The organism is Pedobacter agri, assembly GCF_032678665.1.
GTDB lineage: Bacteria > Bacteroidota > Bacteroidia > Sphingobacteriales > Sphingobacteriaceae > Pedobacter > Pedobacter agri_A.
Map to the genome: position 1 here is coordinate 180,038 of NZ_JAVTSH010000001.1, position 16,374 is coordinate 196,411.

General features: G+C 38.9%; 13 protein-coding genes. 2 read left to right on the forward strand and 11 right to left on the reverse strand.

All coding sequences use genetic code 11. From position 1 onward, the window contains the following. Nucleotides 1–141: 141 nt before the first annotated feature. Both R2Q70_RS00895 and R2Q70_RS00900 read left to right on the forward strand, forming a co-directional pair. Complete coding sequence (locus R2Q70_RS00895; RefSeq protein ID WP_316805808.1) at nt 142–1,047, forward strand: TIGR01777 family oxidoreductase; 906 nt, start codon at nt 142–144, stop codon at nt 1,045–1,047. 32 nt (nt 1,048–1,079) lie between these two features. Then, a complete protein-coding gene (locus R2Q70_RS00900) occupies nt 1,080–2,378 on the forward strand; it encodes a deoxyribodipyrimidine photo-lyase (RefSeq protein WP_316805809.1) in 1,299 nt (432 codons plus the stop codon). On the opposite strand, the gene R2Q70_RS00905 is transcribed toward R2Q70_RS00900, so the two are convergent. The 11 genes from R2Q70_RS00905 to R2Q70_RS00955 form a co-directional block, all read right to left on the reverse strand. Further along, nucleotides 2,375–3,280 (reverse strand): FKBP-type peptidyl-prolyl cis-trans isomerase, encoded by a 906-nt coding sequence (locus R2Q70_RS00905; protein ID WP_316805810.1) that lies wholly within the window; start codon nt 3,278–3,280, stop codon nt 2,375–2,377. The genes R2Q70_RS00900 and R2Q70_RS00905 overlap by 4 nt on opposite strands. Continuing rightward, a complete protein-coding gene (locus tag R2Q70_RS00910; RefSeq protein WP_316805811.1) occupies nt 3,281–3,772 on the reverse strand; it encodes an FKBP-type peptidyl-prolyl cis-trans isomerase in 492 nt (163 codons plus the stop codon). A gap of 68 nt (nt 3,773–3,840) precedes the next feature. Beyond that, on the reverse strand, nt 3,841–4,290 hold the full coding sequence (locus R2Q70_RS00915; RefSeq protein WP_316805812.1) for an FKBP-type peptidyl-prolyl cis-trans isomerase: 450 nt from the start codon (nt 4,288–4,290) through the stop codon (nt 3,841–3,843). A gap of 127 nt (nt 4,291–4,417) precedes the next feature. Next, a complete protein-coding gene (locus R2Q70_RS00920) occupies nt 4,418–6,211 on the reverse strand; it encodes an acyl-CoA dehydrogenase family protein (protein WP_316805813.1) in 1,794 nt (597 codons plus the stop codon). A 133-nt stretch (nt 6,212–6,344) separates the two neighbouring features. Then, nucleotides 6,345–6,719: a four helix bundle protein gene (locus tag R2Q70_RS00925; protein WP_316805814.1), complete on the reverse strand. Its 375-nt coding sequence runs from the start codon at nt 6,717–6,719 to the stop codon at nt 6,345–6,347. Between the two features lie 71 nt (nt 6,720–6,790). Continuing rightward, nucleotides 6,791–7,966, reverse strand: a complete 1,176-nt coding sequence (locus tag R2Q70_RS00930; RefSeq protein WP_316805815.1) for an acetyl-CoA C-acyltransferase — start codon at nt 7,964–7,966, stop codon at nt 6,791–6,793. A 470-nt stretch (nt 7,967–8,436) separates the two neighbouring features. Continuing rightward, nucleotides 8,437–10,842, reverse strand: coding sequence for a 3-hydroxyacyl-CoA dehydrogenase/enoyl-CoA hydratase family protein (locus tag R2Q70_RS00935; RefSeq protein WP_316805816.1), 2,406 nt, complete (start codon nt 10,840–10,842; stop codon nt 8,437–8,439). A gap of 1 nt (nt 10,843) precedes the next feature. After that, on the reverse strand, nt 10,844–11,278 hold the full coding sequence (locus tag R2Q70_RS00940; protein WP_010600576.1) for a MarR family winged helix-turn-helix transcriptional regulator: 435 nt from the start codon (nt 11,276–11,278) through the stop codon (nt 10,844–10,846). A gap of 131 nt (nt 11,279–11,409) precedes the next feature. Then, nucleotides 11,410–12,726 (reverse strand): DUF6089 family protein, encoded by a 1,317-nt coding sequence (locus R2Q70_RS00945; protein ID WP_316805817.1) that lies wholly within the window; start codon nt 12,724–12,726, stop codon nt 11,410–11,412. A gap of 93 nt (nt 12,727–12,819) precedes the next feature. Continuing rightward, complete coding sequence (gene ggt / locus R2Q70_RS00950; protein ID WP_316805818.1) at nt 12,820–14,541, reverse strand: gamma-glutamyltransferase; 1,722 nt, start codon at nt 14,539–14,541, stop codon at nt 12,820–12,822. After that, the gene (locus tag R2Q70_RS00955; RefSeq protein WP_316805819.1) at nt 14,513–16,288 is read right to left on the reverse strand and encodes a long-chain fatty acid--CoA ligase; all 1,776 of its coding nucleotides are present in this window, start codon (nt 16,286–16,288) and stop codon (nt 14,513–14,515) included. The genes ggt and R2Q70_RS00955 overlap by 29 nt, the downstream gene beginning before the upstream one ends. Nucleotides 16,289–16,374 lie beyond the last annotated feature (86 nt).

Sequence of the window (16,374 nt, forward strand, 5' to 3'; positions counted from 1 at the left end):
CGCTTTTTACTTTCCACTTTTTATTGCAACTCTCCACTTTCTACCCCCTGCTTTTTACTTTCCACTTTCCACTTTCCACTCTCTACATTCTACTTTCTACTTTCTAAAAAAACCCTTTCGTATCTTTCGTGTTTTAAAAATATGGCGAAAAAGATTCTAATTACTGGCGCAACCGGACTAGTGGGCAATGAACTTAAAAAGCGTTTGTTAGGTAGCGGATATCACGTAAATACGCTCTCAAGAAAGAAAACAAATGATCCAAATAATTTCGTGTGGGATGTTTACAAAGGCACAATTGATGCTGCATGTATGGATGGAGTGGATGCCATTATCCATTTAGCTGGCGAGCCTGTTGCTGAAAAAAAATGGACGGATGAACGTAAAAAACAGATTATCGACAGTAGGGTAAAATCAACAGAATTACTTTTTAAAACCATCCCTTCGAAACCGGATCATGAAATCAAATCATTCATTTCAGCTTCTGCAGTAGGTTTTTATGGTGAGTGCGGAGATGAAATTTTAACCGAAGAAAGTCCGAATGGCTACGGCTTTTTAGCCGAATGTTGTAAACTTTGGGAGCAAGCGGTTGACCAAGGAAAAAAGTTAAGCCTGCGAGTTGTGAAACTTAGAACAGGTATCGTTTTCAGTAATGATGGTGGCGCACTGCCACAACTTGATAAATCGGTCCGGTTATTTGCTGGTGCTGCTTTAGGTACAGGAAAACAATGGACACCCTGGTTGCACATTGATGATATGGTTGGTATGTACATCTATGCCCTTGAAAATTTAAAGATGGAAAGTTGTTACAATGCCTGTGCTCCCTTCCCTGTCACTAATGAGGGGTTGACCAGATCAATCGCCAAACATTTGCATCGTCCATTCTGGCCATTTAAAGTTCCTAAAACAGCAATAGAATTGATTATGGGTGAAAGAGCGGAGGCAGTTTTAATGAGCAATAATACATCAGCGCAAAAGATTTTAGATGCAGGATTTAAATTTAAATTTACCGATTTAGATGATGCTTTAGCTGATCTTTATAAAAAGTAAGAGAAATATTTATTACAAGTATCATAATTTTGATGAAGAAACCCATTAACATTTTTTGGTTCCGCCGCGATTTACGTTTAGAAGACAACGCTGGATTATATCATGCATTAAAAAGCGACAATCCCGTAATCCCGCTTTTTATTTTCGACAAAAACATTTTAGATAAGTTGCCAAAAAATGATGCCCGTGTAACTTTTATCTACCAGACTATTGCAGATATAAAAACAACACTACAAAAACAAGGTTCGGATTTGCTGGTAAAATATGGCAAACCTGAAAAAATATGGCCGGAGATCTTGAAAGAATATGAAGTAAAGGAAGTTTTTACTAATCATGATTACGAACCCTATGCCCGGGAACGTGATGATAATATGGCAGAGTTCTTAACAAGTGAAAAAATTGCATTCCGTACGTTTAAAGATCAGGTAATTCTTGAAAAAGACGAAATCCTGAAGGCTGATAAAACTCCTTACACGGTTTTTACGCCTTATTATAAACAGTGGCACGCCAAGTTGAATGATTTTTACATCAAGCCTTACCCTACAAAAAAATACTTTAAGAACTTTTTTGATACCAGGCATTTACCGCTTCCAACACTCAAAGACATGGGGTTCGAAAGAAGCAATATTGAGTTCCCGAAAATCAGCTATAAAGATAAACTCGATGATTATGCGAAAGAGCGGGATTTTCCGGCATTGGAAAGTACTACCCGAATTGGCTTGCATTTAAGATTTGGAACATTAAGCATACGTAAAGCAGCTGCTGATGCCATCGAAGCAAAGTCGAACGTATGGTTATCAGAGCTCGCCTGGAGGGAATTTTATATGATGATTCTTTGGCATTTTCCTTATGCAGCATTTGATTCATTCAAGAAACAATATGATAAGATCAAATGGAGAAATAACGAGCAGGAGTTTAAAGCCTGGTGCGAGGGCAAAACAGGTTATCCACTTGTAGATGCTGGTATGCGCCAGCTAAATGAAATTGGTTGGATGCACAACCGCGTACGCATGGTAACAGCAAGCTTTTTATCAAAACACCTGCTTATTGACTGGCGCTGGGGAGAAGCCTATTTTGCAGAAAAACTACTGGATTATGAAATGGCCAGCAATGTTGGCGGATGGCAATGGGCTGCCGGATCAGGCAACGATGCGGCACCTTATTTTAGGGTATTCAATCCTGAACTACAAACCAAAAGGTTCGATTCCAAATTTGAATACATTAAGAAATGGGTACCAGAATTTGAGACAAAAAAATATGCCCAACCAATAGTTGAGCATACATTTGCACGAGAAAGGGTGCTTAAAGTTTTTAAAGAAGCGTTATCTTAATTGGTAACGCTTACAATTTCCACATCGAAATCTAATACTGCATTTGGTGGAATCGTATAAACGCCGTAAGTTGGATCGAAACTTCCTGTTTGTCCGTAACCTAAATCTGACGGAATAAATAACCTCACCTTAGTACCTACCTTAAAATTCTGAAGAACCAACCATCCTTTAATCGCAGTAGCTAATTCTATTGAAGTTGCAGCGCTTGATGCATCGAATATGGTTCCGCTAAGAAGCCTACCGGTATAATTTACAGATAATGTACTCGTGGCGAATACCGGAGCACCCGTTCCTTGCTGGGTAACAATATAGCGAACTCTTGAAGGATCTTTAACCGCAGTTAGTGAATTGGCCGATAAGAAATTATCCATTTGTAATTCATCAATCTGGTGGATTTTTGATTGAGCATAAACGCCCAATTCCACTAAAATATTTTCGTTAGGCCCCACACCTACTGATTCCAATCCATTTCTACCAAAAGCCATATTCGAAGGCAAAATCAACCTGGCGGTACCACCTCTTTTTAACATTGTCAGTACTTCCCTGATTGGTGTAAAAACATATGAACTTCCTCCGATGGTAAAACGATCAGTATAACCTAAAAAAGTACTCGGAATCGTTACCGTTGATGACTTTGTAAGTTGAGTACCGTTTAGTAATTTAAAAGTATAAGAATAAAAAACCGAATCAGAATTTTTAATCTCTGCGCCACTACCTGGTGTAACCACGCTAAAGTAGTAGCCGCCAGAGGCTTTCGTCATATTTACATTGTTACTTTTAAGGTATGACTGAATAGCATTCTCATCAATCGATTGTATCGTTTCGTACTCTTTTTTGCAGGCAGAAAAAAGAACGGTAGCCAATAAAATTGTTAAGAGGCTAAATTTGGTAAATCTGTTCATTTAGTTTGTAACGTCTGTAAGTGTAATGTTAAAATCAAGGATGGAATTTGCAGGCATTAATGATGATGGAGACCTTGTTCCATATGCATAATATGAAGGGATGATCAATCTGATTTTACCGCCCTTTTGTATTTTTTGAATACCAATTTGCCAACCCGGTATTACGCCTCCTAATGTAAAAGAGATTGGAGTACCCTTCGAACTGTCGAAAACGGTTCCATTTAATAATTTCCCCTCATAATCAGCCGTAATTTTTGTGGCTGTTGTATAAGTGACACTACCTGTTCCTGGCTCTAAAATCTGATAAAAAATACCATAAGAATCTTTCAGTGCTGGAATATTGTTTGTTTTAATAAACGCTCTGATCGCTGTGGTGTCTGCCCTGAATTGTGGTTCAGGATCATAAGTTTCTACAACCTCATCTTTTTTACAGGCGGCAAAGAAACTTACAATGCACACCAAAAATAATATATGTCTGTATTTTAGCATCATCCGCAAAAATAAGCTTTTAATGCGGATGCTACAATTTTTAACCAATTTTAACAAAAAAGCTAAAAACCTTATTGTGTATTCGAAAGCTGAATGGTAAAATCTAAAACGGAATTTCCAGGAATAGAACCTGCAGCACTACTGCCATATCCAAGACTCGGCGGAATAATGAGTCGGATTTCACCTCCCTTTTGAATCTTCGGAATACCAATTTGCCAGCCTTGAATGAGCTGAGCAAGAGGGAAGGTTTGTTCCTTACCATCGCCGTTATCAAATACGTTTCCATTTAATAATCTACCTTCATACTTGATAGTAATAGTCGTATTGCTTGGATAGGCAAAGTTTCCGGTTCCCGGCTTTATAATTTGATAGTAAAGCCCTGATGGATCTTTAACAGCGTTAATTTTATTTTGAGTAATAAACTCGGTGATCTGTTTCTCCGAATCTTCATCTTTTTTACATGATGATAGTACAGATACAAATAATAGGGCGAAAGCCAGCATTTTAAATTTTGACATCATCAAAAGTAAAACTTTAACCTTAAACGAAAGGAAATTAATGCATAACCTTACACTTTAAACAAAAAAGGTTTAAAATTTGAGTTGAGCACCCAAACCTTAAACCTTTAAACCCTAAACCTTTTGCCTTTTAAAAGATATACTTATTCGCATCAATTAATTGCTGCGCAACTCTCTGACGGGCATCTTTAACATTAAATGGTTCTACTTTGGTAAAGCGGCGCAAGCCAACTAACATCATGCGTTGTTCATCACCTTCAGCAAATGCCCAAAGTGCTTCTTTACCAGCTTTAGCAATGCCATCAACTGCCTCAACCATATAAATTCTTAACAAATCCAACTGACCCGCTGAAGCTTCTTCACCTCGTAATGAAACCAATTTTTCTGTTCTCAGCAAAGCTGATTCTAGCACATAGACGTAACCAGCCATATCCGCGATGTTCATGAGAATTTCCTGTTCTTTACTTAGCGTCATCATCAACTTTTGAACCGCAGCACCTGCAACCATTAAAGTTGCTTTCTTAAGGTTTGCCAACACTTTTTTCTCGGCAGCAAACAAAGTAGTGTCTTCTTCGCCAAAATCAGGAATACTCATCAATTCAGCAGCAACGGCAGTTGCAGGCGTCATTAAATCCAATTCACCTTTCATGGCACGTTTCAACATCATGTCTACCGTAAGCAAACGGTTAATTTCATTCGTCCCCTCAAAAATCCGGTTAATACGGGCATCGCGATAAGCCCTATCCATCGGCGCATCTGCACTAAAGCCCATTCCACCATAAATCTGAACGCCTTCATCAACGGTGTAATCCAATGCTTCAGAACCCCAAACTTTTAAAATGGCGCATTCCACTGCAAATTGCTCAACAGATTTTAGTCTGGCTTTGCCCGATTCCATTCCACCGGCAACTAACTGGTCGTAGGTATCATCAATATTTTGTCCTGCACGGTAATTTGCTGCATCAACGGCGTATAGTTTCGACGCCATTTCAGCAATTTTGAAACGAATGGCACCGTATTTTGAAATCGAACGGCCAAACTGACTACGCTCGTTTGAATAATTAATCGCTGTGCTCAATGTTGCTTTGGATGCACCAATTGCCGCAGCAGATAATTTAATACGACCAATATTTAAAATGTTAACCGCGATTTTGAAACCGTTTTCTCTATCGCTCAACATATTTTCAACCGGAACTTCACAATCGTTAAAGAAAACCTGGCGGGTTGATGAACCTTTGATCCCCATTTTATGTTCTTCAGGGTTCATGGTAATGCCACCAAAATCTTTCTCCACAATAAAAGCGGTTAGGTTTTTGTCGTCATCAATTTTGGCAAAAACGATGAAGATATCTGCGAAACCACCATTGGTAATCCACATTTTTTGCCCGTTGATAACATAATGTTTACCATCAGCACTTAAAACAGCTTTGGTTTTACCAGAGTTTGCATCCGAGCCCGAATTCGGTTCTGTTAAACAATAAGCTGCTTTCCATTCGCCAGAGCCTAATTTTGGAATATATTTAGCCTTTTGTTCTTCGTTACCATAATACAGGATTGGTAAAGTTCCAATCCCGGTATGTGCCGAAAGCGCTACCGCAAACGAGTGACCAGCGCCAACTACATCGGCAACTAACATCGAAGTATTGAAGTTTTTACCAAAACCACCGTATTCCTCAGGCACAGAAACCCCAAGAATTCCCAGTTCGCCAGCTTTGGTTAAAAGCGTTGGCATCAATTCTGGGTCTTCCTGTTTATCAATTTTATCTAAGTTTGGATAAACTTCAGCCTCCAAAAAATCGCGACAGGTTTGCGCAATCATTTGTTGCTCTTCATCAAATTCTTCAGGGATAAACACATCCTGATAAGCAGTTTCTTTAATTAAGAATTCGCCGCCTTTAATTGTTTTTTTTTCAGTTGTTTCCATTTTTATGAGATTTTAGAAATGAGATGTGAGATTTGAGACCTGCCCAAATTCAAACTCAAATCGTATTTTTTAGTAGATGTGAGAAACAAGATGTGAGATTTGGGACAGTTTGCTAAATATCACATCTACAGTTTCATATCTTCTTATCATTAATTTTCTTACTCAGCATTTGCTGAAAACCATATGTCATTTTTTGTAATTCATCTATTTGTAATAATAGAGCGTCAAGAATTTCATTATTTAATAATTCAAGCTTATTTGCAACGATTAACTGAGTTTCTAATTCATAACATGAACCGTTTGAAATGCCTAAAAAATTATTAAACTCTTTCGGAGAATTTCTTCCTGCGCCCTCTGCTATATTAGATGGTATGGAGACTGCAGCTCTTCGAGATTGACTAGTTAATCCAAAACGTTCATCTGTTGGAAATGTTGAAGTTGCCTTATATACATCAACTGCTAAATCAATAGCCTTATTCCAAATTTTTAATTCTTTTAAATTATTCATAGGTTATTATTTATTTGGAATAGAACATGAACGAATGCACAGTCTCTAATCTCACATCTAACCTCTCAAATCTAAAAAAGCTCAAAAATCCCCGCTGCACCTTGCCCGGTACCCACGCACATGGTAACCATTCCGTATTTTTTATTCTGTCTTTTTAGCTCGTTAAGCATCTGCACCGAAAGTTTTGCTCCGGTACAACCTAGTGGATGACCTAATGCAATTGCTCCGCCATTCACATTAATGATGTCGGGGTTTAAATCCAATGTTCTAATAATTGCTAACGATTGTGATGCAAAAGCTTCATTCAATTCTATTAAATCAATATCATCTTGTTTTAAACCCGCTTGTTTCAGCGCTTTGGGAATGGCCTCGATAGGGCCAATACCCATAATTCTTGGCGGAACACCAGCCACACCATAACTCACTAACCTGGCGATTGGCTCTGCATTTAGCTCTTTCATTTTCTTTTCAGAAACCACCAAAACGAATGCTGCACCATCAGATGTTTGCGATGAATTACCGGCAGTTACACTTCCAACAGCATCAAAAACGGGTTTCAATTTTGCCAGTTTATCTAAAGTTGTATCTGCCCGCGGACCTTCATCCGTATCCACCACATAAGAACGCGTTTTCTTTTTCAGGTTCTCATCCAGGTAATTTTCATTTACCGTAATCGGCAAAACACCATCTTTCAAATGACCGTTTTTAATCGCATGAATCGCCTTTTCATGAGATTTCAAAGAAAATGCGTCCTGGTCTTCGCGACTTACATTGTATTCTTTCGCGACAGCTTCAGCTGTTAAACCCATTCCCCAATACCAATCTGGGTTGTTTTTGGCAACCTCGGCATTCGGCACCAATTTCCAGCCACCAAACGGCATTCCACTCATTACTTCCACACCACCTGCAATAATGCAATCGGCCATTCCAGCTTTAATTTTTGCAACCGCCGTAGCAATCGTATCCAAGCCCGATGCGCAATAACGGTTTACCGTAACACCCGGAACTTTATCCGTATCCAAGCCCATCAGCGAGATCATACGGGCAATATTCAAGCCCTGTTCTGCCTCTGGGGTCGCATTACCCACAATTACATCGTCAATTTGTTCTTTATCTAAATTCGGAACCGAGGCCACCAAAGCCCTAATTACTTCCGCAGCTAAATCATCAGCTCTTGTAAAACGGAATACGCCACGGGGCGCCTTGCCCACTGCTGTACGATATCCGGCTATAATGTATGCTTCCATTGTTTTAGTATTTAGTAGCGAGTATCAAGTATCAAGACAGGGCTCAAATTTGAAATCGCCAATATTTTATTTTTATTTATAATAATTAGAAAAGCAAAACCTGCATTTCATCGGCTCGGGTAGACCCGCTATTCTTTTCAATCTTTTTTTAAACTTCTGTCATTCTGAGGAACGAAGAATCTGTTTCATCGGTTGCAGATGCTTCGTGCCTCAGCATGACAATTTATTCAAGGTTGCTGCAAAAAAAAGTATTTTCACTTCTATCAGGTTTAAAAGAGATAGGCTTGGTTTTCAAACTCAATTAACACCCCGCCTTGCAGGCACCCCTCTAAAAGAGGGGAATTCCCCTCAGCGTTTTTAATCCCTTCTTAAAAACCCATCTCCTTAAGATTGCTTCGTGCCTCGCAATGACGAGACGGCTAAACAAACCTCAATCATGATACATGATACTTATATCTCGATACTCTATTTTAGTTCCTTAACGGCTTCCCTTTGGTGATAATCGATTGAATCCGCTCCAAACTTTTCCTTTCGCCGGCAAGCGATAAAAATGCTTCTCTTTCTAAATCCAATAAATATTGCTCACTTACTTCTGTTGGAGACGATAAATCGCCACCGCACATTACGTAACCTAATTTTTCAGAGATTTTTTTATCATGCTCGGAAATAAAATGACCCGCGTACATGCTATTTGCACCAGCGTAAACAATTCCTAAACCTTGTTTCCCCAATACTTTAATATCTGTACGTTGCACTGGTTTAGTATAACCGGCATCAGCCAGTTCTATCGCTTTAGTTTTTGCATCGGCCAATAAACGGTTGCGGTTCATCGAAATCGAGAATTTATCTTTTTGCAGGTAGCCTAGTTCATAAGCCTCATACCCTGAAGTTGAAACTTTCGCCATCCCGATGGTTAAAAAACGTTCTTTTAAAGCATTTTGAACAATCTGGTCGTCTTTATATTCATCAGAAGCACGTAAAGCAAATTCTTTCGTTCCACCGCCACCAGGAATAACGCCCACACCAAACTCAACCAAACCCATGTAAGTTTCAGCAGAAAGCTGAACATGGTCGGCGTGTAAACTGAACTCGCAGCCACCGCCTAAAGTTAGATTATGTGGTGCCACTACAACCGGAATCGACGAATAACGGATGCGCATTGAAGTATTCTGGAACATGCGAATCGCCATGTTTAATTCATCCCACTCCTGCTCTACTGCCATCATAAAAATCATCCCCACATTGGCACCAGCCGAGAAATTTGCTCCATCGTTACCAATAACCAAACCACGGTAATCTTTCTCAGCCATATCAATGGCTTTGTTAATCCCCGAAATCACATCACCGCCAATGGTATTCATTTTAGTGTGAAATTCTACATTCAGAATGCCATCACCTAAATCAATAATTGAAACACCAGAGTTTTTCCAAAGGGTTTTATTTTCACGAATGTTATCCAAGATGATAAACTCATCCGTCCCTGGTAAAGCTTTGTAAGATTTTGAAGGTATATCATAGTACTTTTTAATGCCGCCTTCCACTTTGTAGAAAGAAGTATTGCCGGCATCAAGCATTTCATGAACCCACGCCGCAGCTTTGTTTCCATATTGCTCCATTCCTTCAAACGCTTCTTTTATACCAACGGCATCCCAAAGCTCAAAGGGACCAAGTTCCCAACCGAAACCAGCCCGCATCGCATCATCAATGCGGTACAATTCATCCGAAATTTCCGGAATCCGATCTGATACATATTCAAATAACCCAAAAGAAGAGTGGCGGAATAATTCGCCTGCCTTATCTTTTCCTTTAGCAAAAATCTTCATGCGTTCGCGAAGATTTTCAACAGGCTTAGTCATTTCTAAGGTGGCTGACTTTACTTTTTGCTGAGGTTTATATTCTAAAGTTTTTAAATCCAATGCAAGGATTTCGGTTTTACCGTCCGCAGTTTTAGTTTTTTTATAGAAACCTTGTTTGGTTTTATCGCCAAGCCATTTATTTTCCTCCATTCTTTGCACATACTCAGGAAGTTTAAATAACTCGTGTGCTTTATCCTCAGGGCAATTGTCATAATGTCCCTTGGCAACCTTAATCATGGTATCTAAACCCACCACATCCGAAGTACGGAATGTAGCCGATTTTGGTCGGCCCAATGCCGGACCAGTGAATTTATCAACTTCTTCAACTGTTAAATCAAGTTTCTCAACCAGATGAAGCAAAGCCATGATGGAATAAACCCCAACGCGGTTAGCAATAAAAGCTGGTGTATCTTTACACAAAACCGTGGTTTTACCTAAAAATTTATCACCATAATGCATCAAGAAATCTACAATTTCTGGTTTGGTATGTGGTGTTGGAATAATTTCCAATAATTTTAAATAACGTGGCGGATTAAAAAAGTGGGTACCGCAAAAGTTCGCCTTAAAATCTTCACTTCTGCCCTCAGCCATTAAGTGAATTGGAATACCTGAAGTGTTAGAGGTGATTAATGTTCCTGGTTTCCGGAACAGCTCTACCTGTTCAAAAACTTTCTTCTTGATGTCCAGATTTTCTACCACCACTTCAATCACCCAATCGAAACCTGCAATTTTCGACATATCATCGTCGAAATTTCCGGTTTTAATTTTATTCAATACCTTTTTAGAATAAACTGGCGATGGATTTGTTTTTACAGCCGTTTGCAAAGCCATATTTACAATCCGGTTTTTTACGGCTGGTTTATCTAAAGTCAATCCTTTTGCTTGCTCTTCTGGCGTCAGTTCTTTTGGGGCAATGTCTAAAAGCAACACCTCTACACCAATATTGGCGAAATGGCATGCAATACGCGAACCCATAATCCCTGAACCCAGAACAGCAACTTTATTAATGCTTCGTTTCATATTAATCAACAGTATATGCTACAGTTATATCATTTAATTTTATCAATAGATTAATGAATGTTTCTTTCTCCTTTTTGGAAAAATGCTCGTCGAGATATTCATTAAATTTTCGAACAACGCCCTTGGCCAATTGTTTCTTTTCTTTGCCAAAATCTGTAAGAAAAACTTTTACCGAACGTTTGTCGCCAGCTGAAGTTTCACGGTAAATAAGATTGGCATCTTCCATATTATTTAGCATGCGGGAAAGGCTTGTTGCTTTTACACCAAGCAAACCGGCTAAATTTGAAACAGCAGTTCCTTCTTCATCATTAATGTTAATCAACATGTAACCAATAGCCTGGGTAATTCCAAAGCTGGAAGCCATCTGGTTATATTTATTAAACATGTTTTGCCATGCAAACTTAACATGGTAATCAATGGTTTGCTGTTGTTTCATTATATAATTTATTATGCTTGCATAACAAAGCTAATGAATGTATTTTGTTATTGCAATAGAGATTTGAAAAATTTTGTCATAAAAAAAGCCTCCGATTTTCATCGGAGGCTTTTACAATATTTATTTATCGACTAGTATAAAGTAAACTCTACACGACGGTTTTGTTGACGACCAGCTGCAGTTTTGTTGGTTGCAATTGGTTGACCCATTCCGTAACCAGTAGCCTCAATGCGTGATGCGTTAGCACCTTGAGATACTAAGTAAGCTTTAACAGATTCTGCTCTTTCTTTTGATAAACGTAAGTTTAATTCTTTAGAACCAGTGTTATCTGTGTGACCAGCTAATTTTAAGCTGAAGTTTTTCTCTACTAATAAACCAGCAACCCTGTTAAGTGATGCATAAGATTTAGAGCGGATTGTTGCTTTACCTAAATCAAATTCTAAGTTTTTGATTGCTTCGCTAACCACTTTACGATCTTCTTCAGTAATTACAGTTACCTGAGGTTTTGGAGCTACCAATGGACAACCAGAACCATCAACTACAGTACCAGCAGGTGTTCCAGGGCATTTATCTAATTTGTCAGCAACACCATCACCATCGGTATCTTTCAACAAGTCAGCCATTTCTGAACGCAATTTAGCATTCTCTGCTTTTTGTGCATCAAGATCAGATTTCAAAGCATTAGCTGTATTTTTTGCAGCCAAAGCCTCATCGTAAGTTGCAGCTACAGGATTGTGGAAAGCCAATTGTTTTCCTTTACCCAAAGCAAACTCTAAACCTGCGTAAGCGTAGTTGTATTTATCGTTATTTCCGTTTTTGTATAAACCGTCAAGGTTATCACCATCAACAAAATTAATCGTCCAACCTAAATCGATGTTGATACCATCAGATACTTTAAATTTAGCACCAACACCAACAGGGATAATTAATTCGCTAATGGTTTTACCTCCAGCGTAAGCTGATGTTCCGGCTGCAGTTGTAATAGTTGGTTTGTAACCAGCTAAACCCGCACCTACAGAAGTATATAATTGTAATGCATCTTCTTTTCTAAACATATCGATGTTAAACATATTAACCACTGCATTTAAGCTCGCAGCATAGTTTAACTTCGTATCGAATGCAGAAACAGTACTTGTATTTACTACTCCACTTTCGAAAGGCTCTGAATTGTCGGCTTTCAATTTACCCATTGTTCCATCCAAACGTAACGAGAAATAGTTTGTAAATTGTTTTTTGATGTACAAACCATATCCAAAACTAGTTTTGTTGTTACTAAAGTCATTTCTTCCACCAAGTGGAGATAATGGAGTTAAAGCTCCTGCGTTAACACCAATAGACCATGTTCTGAATGGAGTGCTTGCGGCAACCGGCTCCTGCGCCTGAGCTAGTGAGCCAATAAATAAACCAGCTAATGCAACTGGTAATACTTTGGATAATTTTAGTTTCATATTTTTTGATATAACTTTATTAAGCGTTGATCAGCCTATGCAATTGCTATACCAAAACAACAAAAATTTGAAAATACTTATCCACTTTAACAATTAATAGCCGATTGCCACATCATCTCCGCGAGGATCTGCCCCTCCCTGATAGCTTCCTTGTTTGGTTTTTAAAATCGCATCAACCCGACCAATTGGTCCACGATAAACGATTTTGTAACCTTTTGCCTTTAATTTTTCTGTCGCAAGGCTATCCACTGCATCCTTTTCAACATATACTTCATCGGGAAGCCATTGGTGATGAAATTTTTTAGCCGCCACGGCTGATTGCATATTCATATCGAAATCAATCACATTGATGATGGTCTGAAAAACAGACGTGATAATGGTAGAGCCTCCGGGAGTGCCCACTACCATGAACAATTTTCCCTCTTTTTCTACAATGGTTGGGGTCATAGAACTTAACATTCGTTTATTCGGAGCAATGGCATTTGCCTCGCCCCCAACCAAACCATACATATTTGGTGCGCCCGGTTTAACCGAAAAATCATCCATTTCATTATTGAGTAAAAAACCTGCACCCTTTACAACAACCAATGAACCATACGATCCATTTAAAGTTGTAGTTATCGAAACCGCATTCCCATCATGGTCTACTATAGAAAAATGTGTGGTTTCTTCACTTTCTTTACCCTTAATCACGCCAGCCAAAATTTGATTGCTGGGTGTAGTGGCCGACCAATTAAAATCAGCCATTCTTTTTTTATTGTAGGCATGATTAAGCAATGTATTTTGAGGAACATTATAAAAATCAGGATCGCCAAGATGCGTTGCCCGATCGGCATATACTCTTCGTTCTGCCTCTACAATTACCTGAACTGTAGAATCAGCATTATGCCCCCATTTTTTGAGGGGATAGGGTTCTACAGATTGAAGCAACTGTACTAAGGCAATTCCTCCGCTCGAAGTTGGCGGCATGGTGATGATTTTATAGCCACGATAATTTCCAGTTATCGGTTTACGCCAAACGGCGTGATAATTTTTTAAATCCTGTTTGGTCATCAAACCTTTTCCACGCTGCATTTCGGCAACAATAGAATCAGCAACAGCGCCTTCGTAAAAACCGGCCCGGCCTTTTTGCTGAATAAGTTTTAACGTATTGGCCAACTCTGTTTGAATGAGCAAACTTTTCTCTTGCCAGGTACTTTCGAGGTTAACTAAAGCCGTTCCGTTTACATTAATGTCCATTAATTTACGATGCAAACCATTCAGTTCGCTTGCCTGGCGTTTTGTAATTTCGAAACCTTTTTCGGCTAAATCAATAGCCGGCTGAACAACTTCTTTCCATGATAATTTACCATATCTTTGATGCGCCTGTACCATACCGTCAACCGATCCTGGTACACCAGCAGCTAAATGCCCGTATAAACTTTTTTCTACTATCGGATTACCAGCAGCATCCAGGTACATATCTCTGCTTGCCGCAGCTGAGGCTTTCTCTCTAAAATCAAGTGCACTCACTTCTCCCTTTGCCGATCGGTACACCATAAAACCACCCCCACCAATATTCCCAGCATTAGGATAAACCACTGCTAACGCGAACTGAACAGCCACTGCTGCATCAACTGCATTGCCGCCTTTTTTCAGGATTTCAATGCCAACTTTCGACGCTTCCGGATGCGCTGTTACAACCATCCCGTTTTTAAACTCTCCACTATTGTTTTTACCGAGCTGACCACTTACGCAACTCACAAAAACAACTATAGATACTACAAGCGTGGAAGCAATTTTAAGCTTAGTTAGGGGCTTTATAGTTTTCTGCATCTTTATATATTTTTTCAATAATATCGTTGTTTTTCTCGGTGATTATTTTTCTTTTCAAACTTAGTTTTGGTGTAAGTTCGCCACCATTAATACTCCATTCTTTAGGCAATAAGGCGAACCTTTTTACTTGTTCCCACTTACCGAAATCGGTACTGGCAGCCTCGATAATTTCATTGAATTTGGTTAACACCTGCTCATTTTTAATAATTTCTTCATTTGTAGTGAAGTTGATTCCTTTTTTAGCTGCCCAGGTTTTCAGCGTTTCAAAATTCGGAACAATCAGGGCTGATGGAAATTTTCTATTTTCTCCCAGTACCATTATTTGTTCAATGAATATCGACTCTTTATATTTATTTTCCAATATTTGAGGGGCAACATACTTGCCGCCTGCCGTTTTAAACATTTCTTTTTTACGATCGGTAATTTTAAGAAATCTTCCATCTATCAACTCCCCAATGTCGCCGGTGTGAAACCAACCATCGGCATCAATAGCTTCTTTTGTTAAATCAGGACGATTATAATAGCCTTTCATTACCTGATGGCCCCGGGTCAGTACCTCACCATCTTGGGCAATTTTCACTTCCACACCTTTAATAACTTCACCCACCGTTCCGAACATTGTTCCACCAAAATGGTTCACGGTAATTACCGGCGAGGTTTCTGTTAAACCATAACCTTCAAATACAGGCATCCCAGCTGCCCAAAAAATTCTGGCCAACCGCGGATTTAATGCTGCACCTCCAGATACGATGACCACAATTTCTCCACCTAAAGCTTCCTGCCACTTTTTAAAGACTAATTTTCGGGCAATACCCAGTTTAAAGTTATACCATGCACCTGCATCAGTTGTATATTTTTCGGCCAAAGCCACCGACCAAAAGAAAATCCCTTTTTTAATTCCAGTAAGCGATTTGCCCTTCTCCATGATTTTATCATAAACTTTTTCAAGGAGACGAGGCACAGTTGAGAATGCATTTGGTTTTACATGTTGAATATCAGCAACGATGGTTTCCATACTTTCCGCATAATAAATGCTCGTTTTATTGAACAGATACAAATAAATGATCATCCTTTCGAAAATATGCGAGAGTGGCAAAAAGCTTAAACTTTTATTTACGCCTTCAGGCATTACTACCGATGAGTTTACAAAGTTTGCCACCAGATTTGCATGGGTAAGCATTACTCCTTTTGGTGTACCTGTAGTTCCGGAAGTGTAAATCAATGTCAGAATATCCTCCGGCTCAACTTTCGAGCGGTATTCATCCAGATTGATATCCTGACTGTTTTTACCATCTTCAATAAGCTTTTTCCAACAGGTTACACCTTCAATATCACTAAAACTAAAAATTTTAATTGCTGGATTAATGGTATCTGCACAAGGTTTGATTTTTTTATATAGGTCGAGATCAGACACAAAAATGATCGAAATTTCAGCATCTTTTAAGATAAACTGAATATCATGTTCTGCCAACGTAGGATATAACGGTATTTGGTAGGCACCAATTTGATTGGCTGCGAAATCGGCAATATTCCATTCCGGTCTGTTATGCGACATAACCGCCACGCGGCCACCTTTCTTTACACCATGTTTGATCAGTCCACGGCTCAAATGATCTACAGTTGCGCAAAATTCATCTGTACTATAATTAACCCATTTGCCATTAATTTTACCATTGATAAACTCCTGTTTCGGATTCTGCTGGTTATGTCTTAATAGATCAAAGACTCTCGTGATTTCTGCAGCCATATCTTATATATTATTTGGTTAAGTTAAAAAATCAAACATAAAGATGTGCGATGCTTTACGTTTTTTGTTCGAAAAATCTTGCTCTT

Coding starts and splice junctions, on each gene's coding strand:
- R2Q70_RS00900 (WP_316805809.1), top strand. CDS start 1,080: ATGAAGAAACCCATTAACATTTTTTGGTTCCGCCGCGATTTACGTTTA.
- R2Q70_RS00940 (WP_010600576.1), bottom strand. CDS start 11,278: ATGAAACAACAGCAAACCATTGATTACCATGTTAAGTTTGCATGGCAA.
- R2Q70_RS00935 (WP_316805816.1), bottom strand. CDS start 10,842: ATGAAACGAAGCATTAATAAAGTTGCTGTTCTGGGTTCAGGGATTATG.
- R2Q70_RS00945 (WP_316805817.1), bottom strand. CDS start 12,726: ATGAAACTAAAATTATCCAAAGTATTACCAGTTGCATTAGCTGGTTTA.
- R2Q70_RS00895 (WP_316805808.1), top strand. CDS start 142: ATGGCGAAAAAGATTCTAATTACTGGCGCAACCGGACTAGTGGGCAAT.
- R2Q70_RS00920 (WP_316805813.1), bottom strand. CDS start 6,211: ATGGAAACAACTGAAAAAAAAACAATTAAAGGCGGCGAATTCTTAATT.
- R2Q70_RS00925 (WP_316805814.1), bottom strand. CDS start 6,719: ATGAATAATTTAAAAGAATTAAAAATTTGGAATAAGGCTATTGATTTA.
- ggt (WP_316805818.1), bottom strand. CDS start 14,541: ATGCAGAAAACTATAAAGCCCCTAACTAAGCTTAAAATTGCTTCCACG.
- R2Q70_RS00910 (WP_316805811.1), bottom strand. CDS start 3,772: ATGATGCTAAAATACAGACATATATTATTTTTGGTGTGCATTGTAAGT.
- R2Q70_RS00955 (WP_316805819.1), bottom strand. CDS start 16,288: ATGGCTGCAGAAATCACGAGAGTCTTTGATCTATTAAGACATAACCAG.
- R2Q70_RS00930 (WP_316805815.1), bottom strand. CDS start 7,966: ATGGAAGCATACATTATAGCCGGATATCGTACAGCAGTGGGCAAGGCG.
- R2Q70_RS00915 (WP_316805812.1), bottom strand. CDS start 4,290: ATGATGTCAAAATTTAAAATGCTGGCTTTCGCCCTATTATTTGTATCT.
- R2Q70_RS00905 (WP_316805810.1), bottom strand. CDS start 3,280: ATGAACAGATTTACCAAATTTAGCCTCTTAACAATTTTATTGGCTACC.